General features: G+C 54.6%; 18 protein-coding genes and 1 other annotated feature. Of the genes, 10 read left to right on the forward strand and 8 right to left on the reverse strand.

What is annotated here, in order from left to right:
• The first annotated feature begins 78 nt into the window (after window positions 1-78).
• On the forward strand, window positions 79-285 hold the full coding sequence (locus tag SJQ66_RS13575) for a hypothetical protein (RefSeq protein ID WP_320534456.1): 207 nt from the start codon (window positions 79-81) through the stop codon (window positions 283-285).
• A gap of 30 nt (window positions 286-315) precedes the next feature.
• On the opposite strand, the gene SJQ66_RS13580 is transcribed toward SJQ66_RS13575, so the two are convergent.
• Both SJQ66_RS13580 and SJQ66_RS13585 read right to left on the reverse strand, forming a co-directional pair.
• A protein-coding gene (locus tag SJQ66_RS13580) for an IS3 family transposase (RefSeq protein WP_320534441.1) occupies window positions 316-1682 on the reverse strand; the annotation gives its coding sequence in 2 pieces (ribosomal slippage) (window positions 316-1205 and window positions 1205-1682; 1368 coding nt in all).
• Window positions 1657-2145 carry a hypothetical protein gene (locus SJQ66_RS13585; protein ID WP_320534457.1) on the reverse strand — a complete coding sequence of 163 codons (489 nt, stop codon included), beginning with the start codon at window positions 2143-2145 and terminating at the stop codon, window positions 1657-1659. Before SJQ66_RS13585 ends, SJQ66_RS13580 begins: the two co-directional genes overlap by 26 nt.
• A gap of 482 nt (window positions 2146-2627) precedes the next feature.
• On the opposite strand from SJQ66_RS13585, the gene SJQ66_RS13590 reads away from it, so the two are divergent.
• Complete coding sequence (locus SJQ66_RS13590) at window positions 2628-3236, forward strand: hypothetical protein (protein WP_320534458.1); 609 nt, start codon at window positions 2628-2630, stop codon at window positions 3234-3236.
• Window positions 3237-3290: 54 nt separating this feature from the next.
• Here the strand turns inward: SJQ66_RS13590 and SJQ66_RS13595 are convergent, their stop codons facing one another.
• From SJQ66_RS13595 to tssF, 6 genes are all read right to left on the reverse strand, one after another.
• Entirely contained in the window at window positions 3291-3578 is a 288-nt protein-coding gene (locus SJQ66_RS13595) for a hypothetical protein (protein WP_320534459.1), read from the reverse strand.
• Window positions 3578-4698, reverse strand: a protein-coding gene (locus SJQ66_RS13600) for an IS3 family transposase (protein WP_320534460.1) whose coding sequence is annotated in 2 segments (ribosomal slippage) — window positions 3578-4458 and window positions 4458-4698 — 1122 coding nt in all. Because the reading frame shifts where the segments join, the coding sequence is not laid out codon by codon here. The genes SJQ66_RS13595 and SJQ66_RS13600 overlap by 1 nt, the downstream gene beginning before the upstream one ends.
• 353 nt (window positions 4699-5051) lie before the next feature.
• On the reverse strand, window positions 5052-6566 hold the full coding sequence (locus SJQ66_RS13605) for an OmpA family protein (protein ID WP_320534461.1): 1515 nt from the start codon (window positions 6564-6566) through the stop codon (window positions 5052-5054).
• 496 nt (window positions 6567-7062) lie between these two features.
• Window positions 7063-8297, reverse strand: a protein-coding gene (locus SJQ66_RS13610; RefSeq protein ID WP_320534438.1) for an IS3 family transposase whose coding sequence is annotated in 2 segments (ribosomal slippage) — window positions 7063-8009 and window positions 8009-8297 — 1236 coding nt in all. Because the reading frame shifts where the segments join, the coding sequence is not laid out codon by codon here.
• Window positions 7903-8019 (reverse strand) — a sequence feature (AL1L pseudoknot). (Overlaps the previous gene by 117 nt.)
• Before the next feature lie 366 nt (window positions 8298-8663).
• On the reverse strand, window positions 8664-9059 hold the full coding sequence (locus tag SJQ66_RS13615) for a DUF3592 domain-containing protein (protein ID WP_320534462.1): 396 nt from the start codon (window positions 9057-9059) through the stop codon (window positions 8664-8666).
• A gap of 95 nt (window positions 9060-9154) precedes the next feature.
• Window positions 9155-11047 (reverse strand): type VI secretion system baseplate subunit TssF, encoded by a 1893-nt coding sequence (gene tssF, locus SJQ66_RS13620; protein WP_320534463.1) that lies wholly within the window; start codon window positions 11045-11047, stop codon window positions 9155-9157.
• Window positions 11048-11168: 121 nt separating this feature from the next.
• Between tssF and SJQ66_RS13625 the strand changes: the two genes are divergently transcribed.
• From SJQ66_RS13625 to SJQ66_RS13660, 8 genes are all read left to right on the forward strand, one after another.
• The gene (locus tag SJQ66_RS13625) at window positions 11169-13280 is read left to right on the forward strand and encodes a type VI secretion system Vgr family protein (protein ID WP_320534464.1); all 2112 of its coding nucleotides are present in this window, start codon (window positions 11169-11171) and stop codon (window positions 13278-13280) included.
• Window positions 13267-14610 carry a hypothetical protein gene (locus SJQ66_RS13630; protein WP_320534465.1) on the forward strand — a complete coding sequence of 448 codons (1344 nt, stop codon included), beginning with the start codon at window positions 13267-13269 and terminating at the stop codon, window positions 14608-14610. The genes SJQ66_RS13625 and SJQ66_RS13630 overlap by 14 nt, the downstream gene beginning before the upstream one ends.
• Window positions 14607-14861, forward strand: coding sequence for a hypothetical protein (locus SJQ66_RS13635; RefSeq protein ID WP_320534466.1), 255 nt, complete (start codon window positions 14607-14609; stop codon window positions 14859-14861). The genes SJQ66_RS13630 and SJQ66_RS13635 overlap by 4 nt, the downstream gene beginning before the upstream one ends.
• 4 nt (window positions 14862-14865) lie before the next feature.
• Window positions 14866-15975, forward strand: coding sequence for a DUF2169 family type VI secretion system accessory protein (locus tag SJQ66_RS13640; protein ID WP_320534467.1), 1110 nt, complete (start codon window positions 14866-14868; stop codon window positions 15973-15975).
• Entirely contained in the window at window positions 15972-17093 is a 1122-nt protein-coding gene (locus tag SJQ66_RS13645; RefSeq protein ID WP_320534468.1) for a beta-ketoacyl synthase, read from the forward strand. Before SJQ66_RS13640 ends, SJQ66_RS13645 begins: the two co-directional genes overlap by 4 nt.
• Window positions 17072-18118, forward strand: coding sequence for a DUF4150 domain-containing protein (locus SJQ66_RS13650; protein WP_320534469.1), 1047 nt, complete (start codon window positions 17072-17074; stop codon window positions 18116-18118). Before SJQ66_RS13645 ends, SJQ66_RS13650 begins: the two co-directional genes overlap by 22 nt.
• 34 nt (window positions 18119-18152) lie before the next feature.
• Window positions 18153-19142 carry a type VI immunity family protein gene (locus tag SJQ66_RS13655; protein WP_320534470.1) on the forward strand — a complete coding sequence of 330 codons (990 nt, stop codon included), beginning with the start codon at window positions 18153-18155 and terminating at the stop codon, window positions 19140-19142.
• A gap of 211 nt (window positions 19143-19353) precedes the next feature.
• Entirely contained in the window at window positions 19354-20172 is an 819-nt protein-coding gene (locus tag SJQ66_RS13660) for a type VI immunity family protein (protein WP_320534471.1), read from the forward strand.
• Window positions 20173-20572 lie beyond the last annotated feature (400 nt).

A 20572-nucleotide genomic window follows, 5' to 3' on the forward strand; every position in this document is an offset into this window, starting at 1 on the left:
GACCTGCGTCACCTCTTGCTGTTAAATTAGTGAGCAACGAGGTACCTTATGCCCGTCAATCCCAGCCACGAGCCCGTCATGGCCGAAGCCCCTAAGTCGCCTGGTTCCAAAGGACCGACGTTGTCCAGTGATGACACAAACAGCGTCCATTCGGAGGTCGTCCCGCGAGCGCAGCGCCGCCGCTTGTCGCCAGCCGATAAGAAGCGCATCCTGGAAGCGGCGGATCGGTGCTCGATGCCTAGTGAAATCGGCGCGTTGATGGGTAATGAATCGTCCCGGGTATGAACTGACCCCCGAAAGTTGGACAGTGTAAAGTCAGCAGGCTCCCGCCCGCATCCGATAGCCAACAGGACTTAATCCACCCAGCTTGGACTTGATGCGTTGCCGGTTGTAATAGTCAATATACTCTTTCAAACCCGCGCGTAACGCATTGATGTCTGCGAACTCGTTCAGATGGAAGTACTCCGCCTTTAACGTGCCGAAGAAACTTTCCATTACCGCATTGTCGAAGCAATTTCCTTTTCGCGACATGCTTTGCGTGATACCCCGCCGTGCCAACTCAGCTTGGTACAGGGGCATTCGATAATGCCACCCCTGGTCCGAATGCAGAAGTGGCTTGGCCGTCTTCCCGCGTGCTTTCACTGTCTTTTTAAGCATCTCCATGACCATTGAGAAGTCCGGCCGAATGCTCGACTCATAGGCCACAATCTCACCATTGTAGAGGTCCAGGACTGGGGAGAGGTACAACTTTTTACCCCCAACGCTGAACTCGGTCACGTCCGTGACCCATTTCTCATTGGGTCGTGTCGCTGTGAAGTCGCGATTGAGAACGTTTGGTGCAGCTTTGCCGTATTCGCCTTTATACGACCGATATCTCTTCTTCCGTATCCTTGACTTCATTGCCAGCTCGTTCATAAGCCGCTGCACTTTCTTATGATTAACGGCCTCGCCATCATTGCGGATAGCCAGAGTAACGCGCCGATAACCATACAGGCCGCGATGCGCGGAATAGACCGATTGAATCTTTTCCTTAAGGTCATGATTCCGGTCAGGCGACTTCGCCACATTAAGTTGATAGTAAAACGTGCTGCGAGCCAATTCCGCAGCCCTGAGCAGCGGTGCCAAACAAAACTCATGCCTTAATTCATGCACTATCTTGGCTTTTTCTGCTGCGCCAATTTCTTCGCAAGAACCAAGGCATTGAATTTTTCTAGGTACGCCACCTCCGCGCGCAGACGCTCGTTCTCACTAAGCAGGTACGCGGTGTCGTCAGGCACCGTGGCTCCGGGGGACTGACTTGGGGCTGGCTTTTTTGATGGCACGAGAACGTCCTGAAACCTGGGGGGTATCGCATTTGTTACAGAACCGAGTTTTCCCTGCGCTTGTTGTTGATGCCACGTTGTGATGCTATTCGGATTTGCAATATTGTAAATAGATGCCAGTTCCAGATAGGAGAGATTTTCGGCGGCGGCACGATGCAGCACCTCAAGCTTGAGTTCTGGCGTGTAGATGCCGCGTTGCCGCACCAGACCAGCTCGTCCGTGATGCTCATACGCACCCACCCATCGTCGCACCATGCTCTCTGAAATGCCAAAACGCTTTCCGAGCAGCTTGTATCCGCCTTTCCTAGCAAGGTACGCCCGGACAACCTTCATTTTAAAATCTAAATCGAACGTCCTCATCACACCCCGAGATTGGCGTCCAACTTTCGGGGGTCAGTTCAAATTCGGGGCGATTCAGTTCTGGCGAACCGTACGACCCATGGTCATTTGGACCCAACCCGTTTAACTGCTCGCTGATCGCGTGCTTGATAAATATGTCGGCAGGGGCCGCCGCGTCAAAATATTCCACTGGGAAACTTTCCTTGCCTGTTCCCCATGCCCACTCGCGGTAGAGATCCGTGGATACCGAGCCGATTTTTTTTAGCTCGCCGTTGTACGTTTGCTTGTAGTACGCGAAATCTTTATCGATCAGCGAACATTGTTTCGCCAACTGGTTCAGCAGCTCCTCCCAACTCGGCCCGCCCGCGTAGCGCTTTGAAAAACCAGAACCAACGAACAAGATTGGCTGGCATTCCGCGTCGGCCAAGACCTGCGCTACGTCCTGGGTCACCTCGTCTTGATATCGTTTGTAGTCCATTGCCATGGCCAAACCCGTCCTTTAGTAGTTCCAGCAGTATGCCAAACCGGGCAGTTCATTGTCACTTGTAACGGAATATAGCTCGAAAGCGCACGGGCAATGACTCCGCAGGGCCGCCAGTCCCGGAGTGCAGGTTTCTAATGAAAAGAGTAAGCGATGGGTTTCCATCTGGGGCACGGCACGGGTGTTGGCGGTGTAGACCGTGTCTTTCTCTTAACAGGCCGAAGGCATCAGCCGGCGCGGTAGCGCCCCAAATGGCAACGGCGCCAGCGCCGTTTCTGTTGGTCATTGCAGTGCCACGATTACCGTTACAATGCTTACAACGATAAAAATGAACGGGGAAACAGATGAGGGCGTTGTATGTCGCCGGGTTGGCCGTATGTGTGTTCGTTGCTGGATGCGACGACAGTAGCAAAGACACCGCAAGTTCAGGTTCACCGAAATCCGCGACGGCGGCGACCGTCGCATTCAATCCAAGCGCCGCGACCGTGAAAGCACTGCCCTTCACCATTGAAGGCGCCTCGTTCAGCGATTTGTACAAGGGCAAGTTGAAGGTTGCCGACGTCGAAGCCGGCGTAACCGGTGGTAGCCAGGCGGAATGGGCTGCAACATCCATCGCCATCGCAGAGAAACTGGCGTCTTACGGGGCGGACTCGGTTGAAGTGAAGATCATGCGACAGGAGATCCACCAACCGCATGGGGACATCTACCGTGTGGCCGCTCACACGTATTACAGCCCAAATCCCGATCACACCGTCTGGGATGACCACAAGACGTGGACCATCACATCGGCGGACGCTTCACGGCTCATCACTCAACGGGACGTGGATTTCAACGAGGACTACCAGCTGGCCTACCGGAAGTTCCTCGATCAGGGGCGTGACGATGCCTACGCGGACGTCCACGCCGGCGCGATCGTCGAGAAAAAGTACCACCCAAAGAAGGGCTGGGCACTGCCCGTTGGGAACGATCTGAGAGACATGCCGCGGGACTCCATGAACGTCGATGCAAGCCGCGCCGCCGCTGGCCTCGCCATCCTGGACAAGTGCCTGGGCGGCAAAATGGTGTACATGGTCAGCACGTGCGAGCAGTCGTAACTCCCGCCGCAAGTGCGGTTCTCAATCGCCTCTCTGCCTTTTGATGTACCAGGACTATGTCATCGCTGCTTCGATGTGCCGAGTCATGCGCTCCAACAGCCATTCGGCGGTGATTGTTGATCCAGCGGTCTTAAGCCGATCTACATACCAGGGCTCGGTCGCAATCGGCACTGCCAACGCATTGCATATAAGTTGATAAAACGTATTTGATTCAACCGGTTCGATTGAACGCTCCGAATGAAAGTAGTCCAAGTCAATGTCAAGAATGTAAGGCATTGATTTGAACTCAGGCACCCCTGCCACTTTTGCCAAACCTTTGAGATCTTGACCTGCCCCCGGCATTAGTCTCCAACGGCTGTAGAGTCCGTCGTTAAAAACCCTTTCTGACAGTACGCGGTGGCGAACTGTTCAGGCGTTAGATAACCAAGCGAACTATGTGGCCGCTCGGTGTTGTACTCGATGCGCCAGGCTTCGATGATTTCCCTGGCATGACGCATCGACGTGAACCAATGCTCATTCAGACATTCGTCTCGAAACTTGCCGTTGAAGCTCTCGATATACGCGTTCTCGACGGGCTTTCCTGGTCGAATGAACGACAGCGTAACCCCAGCCTCATAAGCCCAGGCATCAAGCACTTTGCCTGCGAATTCGGGCCCGTTATCCACAGTGATAGATAACGGCAAGCCACGCATCTCGCAAAGCCTCTCCATAACCTGCCGTACCCGCAAGCCCGGCAACGACGTATCAACTTCAATCGCCAAACATTCTCGCGTGTAATCGTCGACCACGTTCAAGCTTCGCAAGCGCCGTCCATACGCTAGGCCATCCGATACAAAATCCATCGACCAGCTCTGGTTAGGGCCGCTGGGCACGGGCTTTTGGACTAGCTCGACAGCCGCAATTCGTTTGCGCTTGCGTCGGCGAACGCTCAGGCCAGCGAGGCTGTACAGCCGCCATATCTTCTTATGGTTCGCAATCCAGCCTTCCCGTCGCAGAAGCACGTGAATACGGCGATAGCCATAGCGGCGCTTCACGGCCGCGATGGCGGCCATGCGTTCGTTCAAAGCCACATCGCTCTCGCGAGTCGACTTATAAAGAAAAAAAGACCGGGAGATACCAACCAGCCCGCAGGCACGGGTGATGCCCATAGCGCGTTCGGTCATCAACTTCTGAACCGCTTCGCGCTTGGCCTGCGGGCTTGCTACTTTTGGCGCACGAGGTCCTTCAAGGCGGCGTTGTCGAGCATCGACTCAGCCAGCAATCGCTTCAGCCGGACATTCTCGGATTCCAATTCCTTCAGCCGCTGCGCCTCTGAAACCGTCATCCCGCCGAACTTCGCCTTCCAATTGTAGTAGGTCGCCTCGGAAATCCCGTGCTTACGGCACAGCTCAGCTGCCTTCAGACCCGCCTCGGCTTCCTTCAATATGCCGATGATCTGCTCTTCCGTGAATCGCTTCTTCATCTCTCCGCTCCCTTTGGAACGGACTCTACATTATTCGCGTACCAATCGCGGGGAGCAGGTCAATCTTGGATTTCATGTTTCAAGTAGATCGACTCCAGGAATCTACAGACCGGTGTGCAGTGATTGGTTGTATAGCTGGTCAATACGACATACGGAATCGCGGCTTCGTCGAGTGCAGCGGCAATCGGCCCGAGTATGCCTGTAAGCTCCGAGAAAGGGGTTTTAAGCCGGAATCCCAGCTTGGCAAAGGTTTAGTGAAGATTTTTAAATTTCGGCGGATGGGTAAAAATAGTCAATTCGAACGGGACATGCCGGATGTTCCTGGATCTCCGCACGCACGAATTATCAAAAACTCAATGCTTGCTTTTCATCGATATTTTCGTATCAGCATACTTTACGCGGATTTCGACACGACGGTTGACCGCATTGCATTGCTGCGCTTCATATAATGTGGTCGAGGAGCCTGTAGGGCAGGTCACCTTCGGCTCGCGACTCCCGGCGCCTTCTGATGTAATGTCCAGATCTCTGTTATCTATCAGCTTTTTAATTTCTGCGGCAACAACTTCAGCGCGCCGCTCTGACAGCCGTTGATTATCGCCTACAGTATGTTCCGTCGCTCCGGTGATGCGGCGCGAATCGCTGTGCCCTTTAACAATAATCTGTTCAATCTGGCCATCGGCCTGCAACGACGTGACAATTGCCCCAAGGGTTGACTCCGCTTTAGGCGTAAGAGTGTATCCTGCGGTTTTAAAGAGCATATCATTCGGCAAATCAAAGCAAGAGTTCAAAAGCGGCCTTGCACTTATAATATGAACCGAACCTGAATCAAGTCGAAGCAATGCTTGTTTAGAAGGACTTATGTCAGGCCCTAACCAAGCGGGCTTTCCTTGGTTATTTGTTTTGAAAGACAGATACGTTGTACTGCCAACCCCTGTCCAAAGCACATCTGCATGATGAACTAACATACGGTCGCCTTTGGCTGAACGATGGCAATCCACAAGAGGGCGGCCTAATATCTCGGAGATTCGTGTAATTGAATCGATTTCATTGACTGGGACTTCAACGCTTACATCCATGATCCGTATGCCCAGTTGCTGAAACACAACATGAACAAGATCCATCGCACTATGGAGTGCGACCAGCATGATAAGTGGCGAAACAGTCGCGAAACTCAGGCGAAACCACGCCAGATTCCAGTAACCTTTCTTGGCCGGTTGAATTTTCCCTCGTTTGTCTCCTCCGTATGAAAAACTGAGAGCAATAAATCCACTCACAAAAATGCCCACTATCAATCTATGTATAGCAGTCACATCCGTAGATAAAACGAGAATTGCTAAAACCAGACACAGAACGCATGACAACAATGTGCAGCCGATTCCTCGCAGCTCTGGATGCAAGACGTGGTAGTGGCGTTTGGCAAGGCGTGTTGTTTTATATCTAAAACGATGAACCCTCATTAATAGTAATCTTTTCGGAGCACCCCAAGATTTCCAACCCTTTTTCCCGCGCCGCCGTCTGAACCGAAGAATCTTACGAAATGAAACTATCAGATTGATTAGCCATATTGCTGATGCTGCGCCGAAGCCGACAAGCATCACATAGACTAGCCCAAAACCCATTGCAACAAAAACGAAAAAAATAACCTCTGCAGCAGTTAAACCTGTTGGAAAAAATCTAATTTCAAACAAATAAGAAAAAACAACGATCGCACCGATAGCTGCGGAAATCTTGTAACACAGAGATGCAATAGTGTTATATGAGTCCCAGCGATCTTTGAAAGATATCTTTTCGTTAGATTTTTTGGTGGATTTTTTATTGAAATCCTTTATCCCATCGATAATTCTTTTTTTTTGCATTTGGTCGATCATTTTTTCCGCGGATGAAATGACTTTCTTAGATGAGAGCGAAAGAAGAGCTTCAATAAAATAAGTATTTTTTCAATTGGCGGTCGATCGTTCAATAACCCCGAGCATTTGGTCATCCTTTGTGCGAATGATAGAGGGATCTCGTTGCCGATTAGATCCGCCCTATGTTGACTTCCCGGATGCCGACCTTGGTCGTGCTGTATTCAAGTTAGACTTCCAGCCAGTATACCGATGCTGCCACCTGCGATTAGACCCGTAGTAGTGCCGTACATTAGCAAAATGGCGCGAGCCTCAAAGATTGCCTCTTCAGCAAGCCATATCGTAGATGCGCTGGACAATCCGGTGGCGAGTTTTGCCGAGTGAATGCCCAGAAGCATGGCAGACGCCGATCGGCCATAGATTAGGCCGGCACCAGCATCGATATAGATTGCTCCACCTTGGAAATCAGACTTCGTCAGCTCGCTATGAATCGCCCCGGCTATCGAGGAGGCGGGTTGGGTTAAGTTAAAACAGCTTCCTGGGACTCGTGGGCGATTTTACGCCAGTAATTTGCTTCAGCTTCTGCCGGTGGGATGTACCCGATGGGTTCGAGCAATCGAATATGGTTGAACCAGTGTACCCATTGCAGCGTAGCCAGCTCTAGCGATTCCCTCGTTTTCCACGGCGCTCGACGGTGAATCAGTTCCGTTTTGTACAAGCCGTTGATGGTCTCAGCGAGCGCATTATCGTAACTGTCGCCGCGACTGCCAACCGACGGTTCAATGCCGGCCTCAGCGAGTCGCTCGGTGTATCGAATGGATACGTATTGCGACCCCCTATCCGAATGATGTACGAGAGCATCCGACGCAGCAGGCTGACGGTCATATAACGCTTGTTCCAAGGCATCAAGAACGAAGTCCGTGCGCATCGTGCGGCTCAATCGCCAACCGACAATGCGCCGCGCGAAGACATCAATGACGAACGCGACATACACCCATCCTTGCCAGGTCGAGACATAGGTAAAGTCCGACACCCATAGCTGGTTCGGGCGCTGCGCTCTGAACACGCGTTGAACCCGATCAAACGGGCATGGCGCGGATGTGTCCGGCGTCGTGGTGCGCACAGTCTTGCCGCGTCGCGCGCCTTGCAAACCTCGACGCCTCATCAGCCGTTCGACCGTACAGCGCGCCACACGGATGCCCTCGCGGTTCAGCTGCTTCCAGACCTTGTCGGCACCATAAACCTGCCAATTCGCGTTCCAGACGCGCTCAATCTCCGTCATCAGCACGTCGTCGCGCTGAGCCCGCTCACACCGCAGCGCCGGGTTGCGCTGCCGAGCCGCATGGCGTCTGTAGCAAGACGGGGCAATCTGCAAGACTTTGCAAATGGGCTCGACCCCGTATGCATCGCGATGGCGGTCGATATACGCCTTCACGACTTCAAGCGGCGGTCGAGCTCCGCCTGCGCGAAAAACGCGCTGGCCGTCTTTAAAATATCGTTGGCGCGGCGCAGTTCCTTGACCTCGCGCTCCAGCTCCTTCATACGCTCCCGTTCGTCGCTGGACAGGCCTTCGCGCTGTCCCTTGTCGACCTCGTCGCGCTTCACCCAATCCAACAGCGTCTGCGGCACACAGCCTATCTTCGGCGCGATGGACTCGACCGCCGCCCACAACGACGGATACTCGCTGCGGTGCTCTTGCACCATGCGCACGGCACGCTCGCGCATCTCTGGGGAAAATTTGTTTGTCTTGGTCATGGCACTATTCTCTCAAGAATTGGTGCCTCCTCAAAATACGGGGCGATTCACTACGTCGAAATGCAGAGGTCATAAAAATCGTCCCGACGCTGGAATATGATTCAAGCGATCCAGCAGCGCTGACATCACGACCAAAGATCTTTGGCATTGCAATGTTAGGCAAGGAAAAGTGGGGGATCTTCAGTTTCGAGAGGTTAATTCCCAAGCCAATGCCAAGCCCGGCGCCACCATAATAAAAGGTGACCTTTTGCTGACTAGGATCCCTGAGTATGATCTCGCCACCCGACGCTACGATGAATTCAACGCTCGCTCCGCCGGTCGCTCCCGTGTCGTATGTCCATTTACTCGGTCTGATAGTTGGCACTGTCACCCCCGATGAGTTCTTTTTTTAGATCGATAGTTAAGCCAGCCGATAAATATAAAGCCAACGCCAATGAGCAACAGCGCGCCTGTACCTGTCCAGATCGCACCGAATTCATCGATCGTCGGTCGATCCCACGGTGCTTCTGGTCTATAAAGAACCGTAACTTGCTGACCCGCGGTCATTTTAGAAATTTCGCCATTTTGGATGTACGACAATTTCTCGCCCGCTTTCGTTACGAATGCAATTTCAGCATGAACCCCTCCTGGACCAGCCGAGATTACGACTCCTGGAACAGCTATGGCTGTTCTTAGAAAATTCCGCGTTCCTATAACAGTTGGAATTGCAAAGCCTAAAAGGATCGCCCCAACCACCATGAAGATCATCGCTTTGACACGCATCGGAAGCTCTTTTTAAAGACAGTTTGTATCATATCTCCGTACCCGTATTGCCGCACCATACCTCTTTTGCAAGAATTATCCGTTCTCAATTCAGATCACAAAAGAGGACTTGATCCCGGCCTTGGCTCGTATTCCAGTAAGGTCTCCCCGGTTTGCGCCGATCGAATCCGCAATTGCACATAGCTGTTTGTCGGGGCATATCCAACAAAAAAACCTTCCATTATTTTCGCGAACACACACAAGCTCACGGTGCGCAAAGCCACTTCGTCGTACCACAAATTGATGTCGAGTCCTCGCACAAACGATGGAAAACTCGCACCCACACTCATCCAACGCACTGCCGGAGTGCAACGGAGGTGACCAATGGCATCGACAACATGCTGCGCACGTCCATGTTGGGCATGTAATTTCAAAAATGTTTTCAAGGCAGGCAAACCCGCCTCCGTGAGGTGCAGTTCCTGCGTGGCCAGCGCAGTGATGACATGCCACAGAGCACTCTCGTCGCGCGGCAATTCGCCTGCCTTGGTGGGTGGTGTCAAAAACACAATGCGCGCGGTCAGCGCCGTACCTTCATCGAGCAAGTCACCTTCTTGTGAGCCAATCGATATCTGTGATGGTAGATCGCCGTTGCTTGATAGCGTTTCAACGTGCAACTGCGCTCGCCGCACCGGTATGGACACCCCATCCGTGCCGCAGAGAGATACTAGCAATGGCTGATCGAGCGTATGGAAGGTCGCGCCGGGATTGCCATCCTTATCGCGACTCGCACGCCAGTAAATGCCCGCATCTGTCATATGCGCATCGTTAAGGTTGTGGTACGGCGGCAATGATGTCCTGACTTCGCGTTCGGCTCCACCGGCCCGTTCATTGGGCGGCAGGCGCTCTTGCAATTGAACCTCCTCGATGGCATGCACGCAAAGCGGTGCCCCGGACGCCAGGGGAACAGGTGTGACGGGGTAACCCGAATCCGCACCTGTGAGCAGGATCGGCACGGTGGCGCGTTTGAACAGGTTGACCACCGGCGTGCAGAACAGCTTGAACGCGCCCGCATCAAGACCGGATAGGATCTGAGCGGGAGGTGATTCGGACGGAACGCCACGCAGCGCCAGATGCAGTGCGATCTCCGCCGATTCATCGATGTCGCCAGCCGCACGTTGCAAATGTGCGATATCGACATCGACAAAATCGAACATTTCGGGAAAAGCGAAATATTCCAGCAGAGGCGGGGTCTCTTGTCTTCCTGAAATGCGTTCCCCCGCGCCTTTAGGCAAGAGTCGGTCAGTTTCGGCAAAGCCAACAGCCTTGAAAGGGTTACATGAAAGAGCCTTCCACCGGCCGCCATTGTCGACTTCAATGAACGCGGCAGCTGTTCTGAGCGACAAAGCGTCGCTCAATACGGCAACCTGGGAGCGTTCGCCAGATAAGCATATTCGCGCGGCCGGTGCAGGCTTCATTTTGTCAACATGGCAGTGACGCATGGCATTGCCAAACGTAATCGTCAGGATACTTGTCACATCACGCGGCAGCACGATCGTTCTCGGCGCGGTCGCCGTCGCGAGGTAGCGGACATGACGGATCTGAAGCGGTGACAGGATCACGTCGTAGACGGTTCGAAAGCGGCAAGATGCCGCGCTGGTATCCAGTTCCGTTCCACGTGGCACAACAGGCTCGGCTGCAAGATCACGGCGGGGGTCTGGGTGGAATTGTGCAATCGCACACGACGGCAGCGGCCGCAGATAGGCCGGATATATCATTTCCACCAGCGCTTCCGTGAATTCCGCGTAATCATCATCGAGCTTCTTGTCGATGCGTGCGGCTAGTAACGCAAAGCTTTGCAACATTCGCCCGACGTGCGGGTCTTCCGACAACCCGCTTGTCATGCCAAGCCGGTTCGCCGCCTTAGGATTTCTTCTAGCGAAATCGGCTAACCCGCGCACAAGCAATGCCATCTCGCGGTTGTAATGCGGAAGAAGATCTTCAGTCGGCATCAATAACAATAAATGTTTGTGACACGAGTAACTTATGTACAGCGAACAAATAAGGGACGTTAATTAATGTTATCGATGATGATATCATTTTGCATTCGATGAACTACAGGGCCGGTGCACCATGGGACTCTCCGAGATCGCGGCACTTTTCCAGTTGCAAGGAAACCGGTTATTCGATGTAAAAACGCCGTTAACTGGGCATTCCGCAATGGTCATCGTCGATCTGCATGCCACGGAAGGTCTCTGCCAGCTTTTCGACATTCGCCTGAGAATGGCATCACAAGACGCCAGTATCGAACTCAAGCAAATGATCGGACAGCCCATCACGATTACGCTGCGTCTGTCTTCGGGGCTGGCGAGCTCCGAAGCGAGGTATTTCAATGGATATGTCACATCGTTCAGCCATCGTGATACGGACGGCGGTTTTACAATTTACAGCGCCGTTGTGCAACCCTGGCTGTGGATGCTGTCGCGGCGGCAGGATGTTCGAGCGTTTCAGGAACAGACCGTGGAAGATACCCTCACCGAGGTCTTTCAGGAATATGGCGCACTGGCATCATACGAATTTCGGCTCTCTACACCGACGAAGGTTCGGAGCTACTGCACGCAGTATGAGGAAACGGACCTGGATTTTGCCTTGCGATTAATGCAGGAAGAGGGGCTGTTCTTCTATTTCGAGCACACAAAAAACAGCCACAAAATGATTATCGCCGACACATCGGTGATGGCCAAGCCGATCGATGGCCGTAGCGCCTCGCTGTCCTACTCGAAAGCGGAAACCTTAGAGGATGTCGATGTCGTGACGTCCTTTCAGGCGACTCGTCAACTGACATCCAGCAGCGTCACCTTGAAGACATTCGATTACAAGGTACCGAACGCACGGCGCATGGTGTCGAGTGACACGCAGGTAAATCAAGGTCAGGTTGCCCCGAATGAAATCTATGCCTATCTCGGCGAGCATGGCTTCCCGAACAGCGACCGCGGCGAGGAACTGGCACGCTTCAGAACCGAGGCATTGGCTGCGCACAGCAAACTTTTTACCGGTGTAAGCAATAGTCGGCGCTTGATGCCTGCACGGTATTTCCAGTTGGAAAATCATTACGACCATCAGCATACGGAGTCCATCGACCGGCAATTCCTGTTGGTCGCGCTTACGCACACGGGCCAGAACAATTATCAGGCAGGCGAAGGAGGCGCGCATTACAGCTGCGATTTCACCTGCATACGTAAAAAGGTTCCGTATCGGCCGGTGCGCACATTCGGACCTCCTACGATTCCGGGGCCTCAAACAGCGATTGTCGTGGGGCCGGCCGACGAGGAAATTTACACTGATGCCTTGGGCCGCGTGAAAGTACAGTTTCATTGGGATCGACGCGGCAAGCGCAACGAGGATAGTTCGCGCTGGGTGCGCGTGGCACAGCCCTGGGCGGGAAGCGGCTTCGGTATGGTCAATATCCCGCGCATCGGCGACGAGGTGGTGGTCATCTTCGTGAACGGCAATCCGGACCGCCCGCTTATCATATCAAGGGTCTATAACGCACAGAATATGCCGCCCTGGGCGTTGCCTGAGAATGCCACGCAAAGCGGCATCCTGACCCGTTCAAGCAAGGGCGCGACACGTGAAAACGCCAATGCGATCCGTTTTGAGGACAAGGTCGGGCAAGAAGAATTATGGCTGCACGCCGAAAAAGATCAGCGCATCGAAGTGGAGAATGATGAGTCGCATAGCGTCGGGAACGACCGGACGAAGACGGTTGGTCACGATGAAACCGTGCTAGTAAGCAACGATCGCACGGAAACAGTCGGGAGCAACGAGACCATCACAATCGCGCTCAACCGCACCGAACAAGTTGGCGCCAACGAAACCTTGTCAGTTGGTGGCAATCGAGAAGAAGTGATCAAGGGGATGGAGAACCTCGTGGTTGCGCTCACATCGACAGAAACGGTGGGCCTGGCGAAGGCCTTGACGGTGGGCGGCGGCTATACCGTCACCGTCGCCGGCGCTGCCAACTCCGCCGTCGGGCTGGCGAGCGCGGAAGAAGTGGGGCTGTCGAAAGCAACGGTGGTTGGGAAAACCTACACGGTCAAGGCCGGCGATCGGGTTGAAGTCAAAACGGGAAGCGCATCGCTGATCTTGGAAAGCAACGGCAATATCGCTTTGAGCGGGGTGAACATCACGATCACCGCGTCAGGCACGCTCAAGCTCAAGGGCGGTACCATTGAAACCAACTGACTTGATGGCGATGGATACGCTTCAGGCAGATGTGCCAGAACCTCGCACCCAAGTGGACCCGTTCCTCAACAGCACGAGCGCACGACTGACGGATCACCATGCGGACCTGCTGGCATTGGGATGGCGTCGCCGGGAACGACGACTGCGCGGTGCCGTTTGGGATTTCGCCGACCTTACCGTGACGGACGATCGCATGGACGCGGCGCTGACTTCTTTGGTCGCACTTGGAGAAACGGCTCACGCCAAAATGCTTGTGGACTCGGCAGCGCCGCTTCGAGGTGGCGAAATGTTCGCCCTGACGCTCTATGCGCTCGCGATAAACGATGCGGTGATGCTTGAACGGTGTGCGGGGCTTGCAGCCGCGGTTCCGGGACTGTTACCGCCGTGGTTGGACGCGTTCGAATGGGCGCCCGCCTCTGCGTGGGTTCGCGCCCGTATCGAGGCGATGCCCTTATCTCTTCGCTTGCATCTGGCGGGCTTACGCTTTCGCGACTTTGACGGCATTGTGGACGACGTGCTTGCGTGCTTGCCATCCCAGTCCGCGCCTAGTGCGGCCGAAATCTGCGCGGCCCTGGGGATGATCCGCGCATGCGGCCGGTGCGACCTCGCGCTAGCGGCCTTGCGTTATGTCGACCATGAAACGCAAGCAGTCAGGTTGGCAGCCGCGAAAACCCTGCTCGTGCTCGCGCCGGATGAGTACACGCCCATGGCCGGCGACCTGCTGTGGGACTTGCTCGGCGCGGACGAGGCCGAGGTACGGTACGAGACGGTGCAATACCTGGCGCTGCTCGCACCGGATCACGCCACGCAACGGCTCGATCTTCTCAGGCGGTCTGACGCGACGCGACATTATTTACTCGCACTGGGCTGGTTGGGGCGTATCGATGCGGTGCCAGTGTTGATGACATATCTGGATGACGCGCAAACCAGTCGGCTGGCTGCCGCGTCGCTCACGTTGCTCACTGGGTCTGATCCCTTGCGCGATGGCTGGCTCGGACAGCCGCTCTTGCGTCCTACCGGCGACGAAGGCGGTACGACCATGCCAAGCGCCGATCCGGACGTCGACCTGCCGTGGCCGGCGCGCGCTGCGTTTGCGCATTGGTGGCGGGGTGCCAGTGCGCGTTTCAATGATACGCAGCGCTATTTTGCAGGCATGCCAATCACCTCGGAATCGCTCGTTGCGGTACTGACAAGTGGCCCGCTTCAATGGCGCACGTTAGCCGCCGTGCATTTCCAGAAAATGACGCGGGGTTCGCTGTTCCCCACTCGTTTGCCTGCCCCCTCACAGCGCGCGTTGTTTCCCACTTTGCCGCGGAGTACCGCCTTATGAAAATCGAAGCCGAATTGATGTCGTCATCCGAGCGCGTCAGCGAGCGGTCCGAGCCCCAGCACGCCACCACTCTGGTGAAAACCATGGACGACACGCTGGTGTTCGAGGCCAAGCAGCAGATTACGCTGCGTTGCGGGAAAGCGAGCATCACGCTCTATCCGAACGGCAAGATCGCCTTGCGCGGGGAGTACATCCTGAGCGAAGCCGAGGGCATGAATCGCATTGTCGGCGGCCAGATCGAGCTGAATTGACCCTATGTGGCGCATTGATAACCGCACACCGTTCGCGGCCGATCGAACCTGGTTTCGCGACGGCGACGGCACGGAAGTGTGGGCGGTCGCCGTAAAAGCAACGTATGACATCCTGCCTGACGGGACGACCAAGCTCGCCGCCGAGCAAGTGCCGGTGGACTTGGGCCCAAGTCCACGTGCCGGGTTTCAAAGCTTGCGTTGCGAAAGCGATCTGGGTCCCGCCAAATCGGCGACGGATGTCATCGTCAACGGCCATGCCTGGGCTCCGCATGGCGAGCCCGTGGTCGCCTTGACAGTCGGGTTTCAAGTGGGGCCGATGACGCGTATGGCCCGGGTTCATGGCGAGCGATACTGGCAACCTGTCAAGTCGTTCCGCTGGTTTCGATCAGCTCGCCGCGCCTGGACACCGAGCGAGGCCGAACCATTCTTGACGATGCCACTCGTCTATGAACGCGCGTTTGGCGGCAGCGCTGCGGACGACGACATCGATGGAATAGGCGGCAACCCGCTTGGTCGCGGGGTAGCGGCAGACGGCGACGGACGGGTCTGGCTGGCGAATATCGAGCCTGTCGATCGCCGTATTATCAGGCGCGGCGAGGAGGCGCCGGCGATCGGTTTCGGTGCAATTCCCGTGCATTGGCATCCGCGTCGACAGTACGCCGGGACCTATGACGCAGCGTGGCGGGAGAGCCGATATCCCTTGCCGCCTGAAGACCTCGATCCGCGCTTCTGGCAAATAGCGCCACCAGAGCAACAGATCGCCGGTCGTCTCAAAGGCGGCGAAACCGTGATGCTCTTGAACATGACACGTCCAGATTTCCTGGTAGGCGGACGATTGGCGTTTCGCCTCCCCAAAGCGACGCTCCTTTGCGAGACCCTTTTTCATGACGGCACACGTGAATACACACGACCGGTGATTCACTCCGTGATCCTCGAGCCGAGCGAGCCGCGTGTCAGCATCGTCCACCATATGGCCTTGCCATGCCACGCCAAGGTCAACTTGCTCGAGCGCACGCGGATCACACAGAAACGGCGGCCGCTCGATCGCGCCGATGTCCCCGCGTTTGGCGGTGCGCTCGCTGCAATCAGCGGGGTTGCAGAGAGAAATGCATGAGCGCGCCATCGATCATCGTGTCCGCCGCCTGCACATTCCCTTCCGGTCCCACTATCGGGCTGGCTGACACGGCCGTGCGCACGCAGCTTTTATTGCTTCAACGTCATCCGACGTACACCAACCGTGCAGGTAATCCGGTTCGGGCCAGTTTCTTCCCAGTGGACATGCCATTTAATGCCGCTCGATGGGCGGCGCTCGCCACATCCGTGCTAAAGCAACTCCTGGCGAATATGACGGACGGCATGAGCGCGCAGATGGCGTCAGGTCCTGCTCGACTATGGCTTGTGCTGCCCGACGGCGCGAAGCAACCGGATCTGCCCGTCGATCTCGCGAAAACGGTCACCGACGCCGTACATATCAACGCTTTCCGTTGGGAGCAGGTCACGCTATGCCTCGGTGGCCACGCCGCCGGTATCGCGGCCTTGCAGGATGCGCACGCCACACTTGCCAGCGGTGCCAGTACTGTCGCGGTAGTACTCGGCGTGGAATCCGGCTTGCATCATGCCGCCCTCGCATCGCTTGAAATGCAATCGCTGCTTCACGGCGCGGATCGCGCCTATCGTGGGCACTTTCTATCCAATTCTTATGGGCGCATACCGGGCGAAGGAGCTGCCGCAATAGCGTTGACGGCTGGGAACGCCGGGGACACGCCAAACGACGGCTGGGCAATGCTGCTTGGCGCAGCGACGGCGGATGAACCCATCACTCATGCGTCCAACGGCGTGTGTGTGGGAGCGGGTCTGACACAGGCCAGCCGAAATGCAATCGCGCAGGCGCGCGAACACGCGCCGAATCTTATCGGATCGGTCATCGCCGATCTGAATGGCGAACCTTACCGCGCGGATCAATTTGGCTTTACCGTGAGCCGTATTGCCGAGTCATTCACGCCTCACTGGCAGCGTGTTACACCGCCGCTTGCCAGTGCGGATTTGAATGCAGCGAGTGCCGTAGCGCATGTTGCACTGGCTGCTTACCGCTTGAAGCGTTTTCCGCAGATCAATCATCACCTCGTGTTGTCAAGTTCGGACGATACGTTGCGCGCCGCCGCGGTGCTCGGGCACGTTGGAACGCCCTCGGACTCAGGAGAAATTCAGGCATGGCGATCACCATCAATGTAAACGGCTTGTCACTTTGTCACCGCGGCAGTGGTGGAATATCGGACAACACGCTGCCCGATGTGTGCAAGACGCCAGGTAACGGCACGCCGGTCCCTTATCAAAATCAGGCGCACTCCCGCGACCTGATCAAGGGGACAACCACGGTGTTTGCCGATGGCGGCAATATGATCGCTAACTATGGGAGTCAGTTCTCGAAAAGTATCTTCGACGAAGGCGGCTCTATGGGAGGCGTTGTGTCAGGTACGAACAAAGCGGAGACCGATTGGATTTCGCATTCCTTTGATGTGTTCTTCGAGGGAAAGCCGGCATGTAGATTGACCGACAAGCTGTTCATGAATCACCGTAACACCGTGAACATGGCTGGGCTCAAACAACGCGATCTGCCGCAAAAAGACCAGGATTTTTTGGACGAAATGTGCGAGATGGCGTGCGCTTGTCTGAAAGAATGGAAAGGCAAGCTCAAAGACGGCCAAACGTACCAAAACTGCGTGCGCGAAAAAATCGACGAGAAATACTACGACGGACGCCACCCGAAACCAGATGCGAAGATGTGGCGCGAGATTCCCTATGACCGCGAAAGCGGCTGGGATCTTATCGGCAGCAAGGCTAATCCCGATATCCCGACCTCGGCATATGTTCGACCCGATTCCCGTCGCCTGGATGTAGCCGAGGTCGAAAATGGACAGGTGAAAAAGCTTTATGATATGAAGTTTGGCAAGGATGAGTTAACCGAAAATGCACAAAGAGATTATCGCGACATAGCCGAAAGACACACGGGTGATCCGGATAATTTTGAAGAATTTCGCGTCGACGAGCGCTGTGATTGCGACGACGATTGGCCGCCCAAAGGACCCGCACCGGTTACCGTCCCTGCACCTGTGAAGGAAGACTTGCTGGATAAATTTGGAAAGGCGCTCCAGGCCTCGACGGGTCTTAAGTTGACCGGCGGTGCGCTTATTGCGGTATTCATTGTCTCCGAAGCGACGCGAGTATTTCCTCTCCGCAATGCCGCACCGATACCGTGATATTTTGGAAAAACCTTATTCAAGAGAGATTTTTATGAACCTAGACGAAGTAATAGGCGAATTGGTTCGATCCAATGGCGGAGCATGCGTCTTGGACCGCATTCATCTTCCGTACGACCGACCGAGTGCTGGCCCGGCCGCGAAATTTGGACTCGGTTGTGAGCTTTACTTTTCGGAGCAAGATAGCGCCGTTGCACGTGAACGTGTGAAAAATTTCCTGTTGGATTACCAAGCGACGTTTCCTGAACGCGTGAATGAATTCTTGCCAATGGATACACGCCGCACCGTAAAAATCCGCAATGATCTAGTGTCCAAATTGGACGCTGAGTTCAAAAAGCATCCTCCCGAAGCCGGCTATAGCACCGCCTTATACGGTGCTGTCGATGTAGGGTTGCCCAGTGATGATGTCGCACCTTATAAGGGCAGTGTGCTCGCGGGAAGACCGGACGACGCTCGGCTTTCGTTCGTGAAGGCCTATATGCCTGTGTGCGACGATGATAGCTATTTGCATAATGAAACGCTACTCGCTGGCACTCTTCGATGGTGCGCCATCTGTAAGCCAAAGCATGGGACAGGCGGCTTTACGTTTATTTTTGCTTCCGGCATGGCGCAGAATACAAAGTACGCATTGCAGATGATGAAACGCTTTCCTGGTTTCGACTTTATTGATGGGGTGGATTTCACACGCGAAGCAGGAACTGTTCACAACCGTATCAAGTCAATAAACTGGCTAACGGTTTTAGGCGACGAATTGGTTTCGGAGCTAGGCGGCATTGGGCCAATGCGTGGCGCACTGGAACCTGTATGCAAAGTACACGAATACCCCGGTGGTGTCGTTATCCAGGCGGGTGAGGCGCCGCAATTAGGCGACATAGCCACAAACAATATCCCTGAGGCATACCGAATGGTTGCGCGTTATACGAGATCAGTTCGCTTCGAGGATTATAGAACCTCGCTTTTCAGGGTTGCTCCAGGCCTGGACAGAAAGGAAGAAACGCTTTCGTGGATACGTCGCTTCGATTGAACAGCTTTTAATAAGGCGCTTAGATTTACTCGACAACATGACGAACTCAACCGAAGTCATTGCCGAACTCGTCCAATCCAATGGCGGAGCGTGCGTCCTGGATCGCATTCATCTTCGGTACGACCGACCGAGTGCTGGCCCGGCCGCGAAATTTGGACTCGGTTGTGAGCTTTACTTTTCGGAGCCAGATAGCGCCGTTGCACGCGAACGAGTGAAAAATTTCCTGTTGGATTACCAAGCGACGTTTCCTGAGCGCGTGAACGAATTCTTGCCAAGGGATACACGCCGCACCGTCCAGACTCGCAATGATCTTGCATTAAAATTGGATGCTGAGTTCAGAAAGTATCCCCCCAAGACAGGCTATAGCGCCGACTTATACGGTGCTGTTGATGTAGGCTTGCCCAGTGATGATATAGCACCTTATCAAGCAAGTGTGCTCCCTGGAAGATCAGATGACGCTAGGCTTTCGTTTGTAATTGCCTACATGCCTGTGTGTAACGATGATAGTTATTTGCATAATGAAACGTTACTCGCTGGCACTCTCCGATGGTGCGCCATCTGTAAGCCAAAGCACGGCAGTGGAGGCTTTACGTTTATTTTTGCTTCCGGCATGGCGCAGAATACAAAGTACGCATTGCAGATGATGAAACGCTTTCCTGGTTTCGACTTTATTGATGGGGTGGATTTCGCTCGTGAAGTAGGAGCCGTTCACAACCGTATCAAATCAATAAACTGGCTAACGGTTTTAGGCGACGAACTGGTGTCGGAGCTAGGCGGCATTGGGCCAATGCGTGGCGCACTGGAACCTGTATGCAAAGTACACGAGTACCCCGGTGGTGTCGTTATCCAAGCGGGTGAGGCACCGCAACTAGGCGATATAGCCACAAACAATATCCCTGAAGCATACCGAATGGTTGCGCGTTATACGAGATCAGTTCGCTTCGAGGATTATAGAACCTCGCTTTTCAGGGTTGCTCCAGGCTTGGACAGAAAGGAAGAAACGCTCTCGTGGATACGTCGCTTCGATTGAACAGCTTTTAATTAGGCGCTGAGACCTACTTGGCAACATTGCGAACTTAGCCGAAGTCATTGCTGAACTCGTCCAATCCAATGGCGGAGCGTGCGTCCTGGATCGCATTCATCTTCCGTACGACCGGCCGAGTGCTGGCCCGGCTGCGAAATTTGAACTCGGTTGTGAGCTTTGCTTTTCGGAACAAGATAGCGCCGTTGCACGTGAACGAGTCAGAAGTTTACGGTTGGATCGTAAGGCTACATTTCCTTAAAGAATTACGGAATTCTTGCAACGGCTGGAGAGAGGTGCATGGTTTTTAAGATAAGGCGCGTTCTCCACATTCTTGCATTACATGATCATGAATCGACCGACATTGACTTCCAACGCAAGCATTCCGGAAGTTGACATTGAATCGCTA

The organism is Robbsia andropogonis (assembly GCF_034047095.1).
GTDB lineage: Bacteria > Pseudomonadota > Gammaproteobacteria > Burkholderiales > Burkholderiaceae > Robbsia > Robbsia andropogonis.

What these genes read in the sequence shown, in the direction of transcription:
- SJQ66_RS13575 (WP_320534456.1), top strand. Translation starts at nt 79, where the DNA reads ATGGCCGAAGCCCCTAAGTCGCCTGGTTCCAAAGGACCGACGTTGTCC.
- SJQ66_RS13585 (WP_320534457.1), bottom strand. Translation starts at nt 2,145, where the DNA reads ATGGCAATGGACTACAAACGATATCAAGACGAGGTGACCCAGGACGTA.
- SJQ66_RS13595 (WP_320534459.1), bottom strand. Translation starts at nt 3,578, where the DNA reads ATGCCGGGGGCAGGTCAAGATCTCAAAGGTTTGGCAAAAGTGGCAGGG.
- SJQ66_RS13605 (WP_320534461.1), bottom strand. Translation starts at nt 6,566, where the DNA reads ATGATCGACCAAATGCAAAAAAAAAGAATTATCGATGGGATAAAGGAT.
- SJQ66_RS13615 (WP_320534462.1), bottom strand. Translation starts at nt 9,059, where the DNA reads ATGCGTGTCAAAGCGATGATCTTCATGGTGGTTGGGGCGATCCTTTTA.
- tssF (WP_320534463.1), bottom strand. Translation starts at nt 11,047, where the DNA reads ATGCCGACTGAAGATCTTCTTCCGCATTACAACCGCGAGATGGCATTG.
- SJQ66_RS13625 (WP_320534464.1), top strand. Translation starts at nt 11,169, where the DNA reads ATGGGACTCTCCGAGATCGCGGCACTTTTCCAGTTGCAAGGAAACCGG.
- SJQ66_RS13635 (WP_320534466.1), top strand. Translation starts at nt 14,607, where the DNA reads ATGAAAATCGAAGCCGAATTGATGTCGTCATCCGAGCGCGTCAGCGAG.
- SJQ66_RS13640 (WP_320534467.1), top strand. Translation starts at nt 14,866, where the DNA reads ATGTGGCGCATTGATAACCGCACACCGTTCGCGGCCGATCGAACCTGG.
- SJQ66_RS13645 (WP_320534468.1), top strand. Translation starts at nt 15,972, where the DNA reads ATGAGCGCGCCATCGATCATCGTGTCCGCCGCCTGCACATTCCCTTCC.
- SJQ66_RS13650 (WP_320534469.1), top strand. Translation starts at nt 17,072, where the DNA reads ATGGCGATCACCATCAATGTAAACGGCTTGTCACTTTGTCACCGCGGC.
- SJQ66_RS13655 (WP_320534470.1), top strand. Translation starts at nt 18,153, where the DNA reads ATGAACCTAGACGAAGTAATAGGCGAATTGGTTCGATCCAATGGCGGA.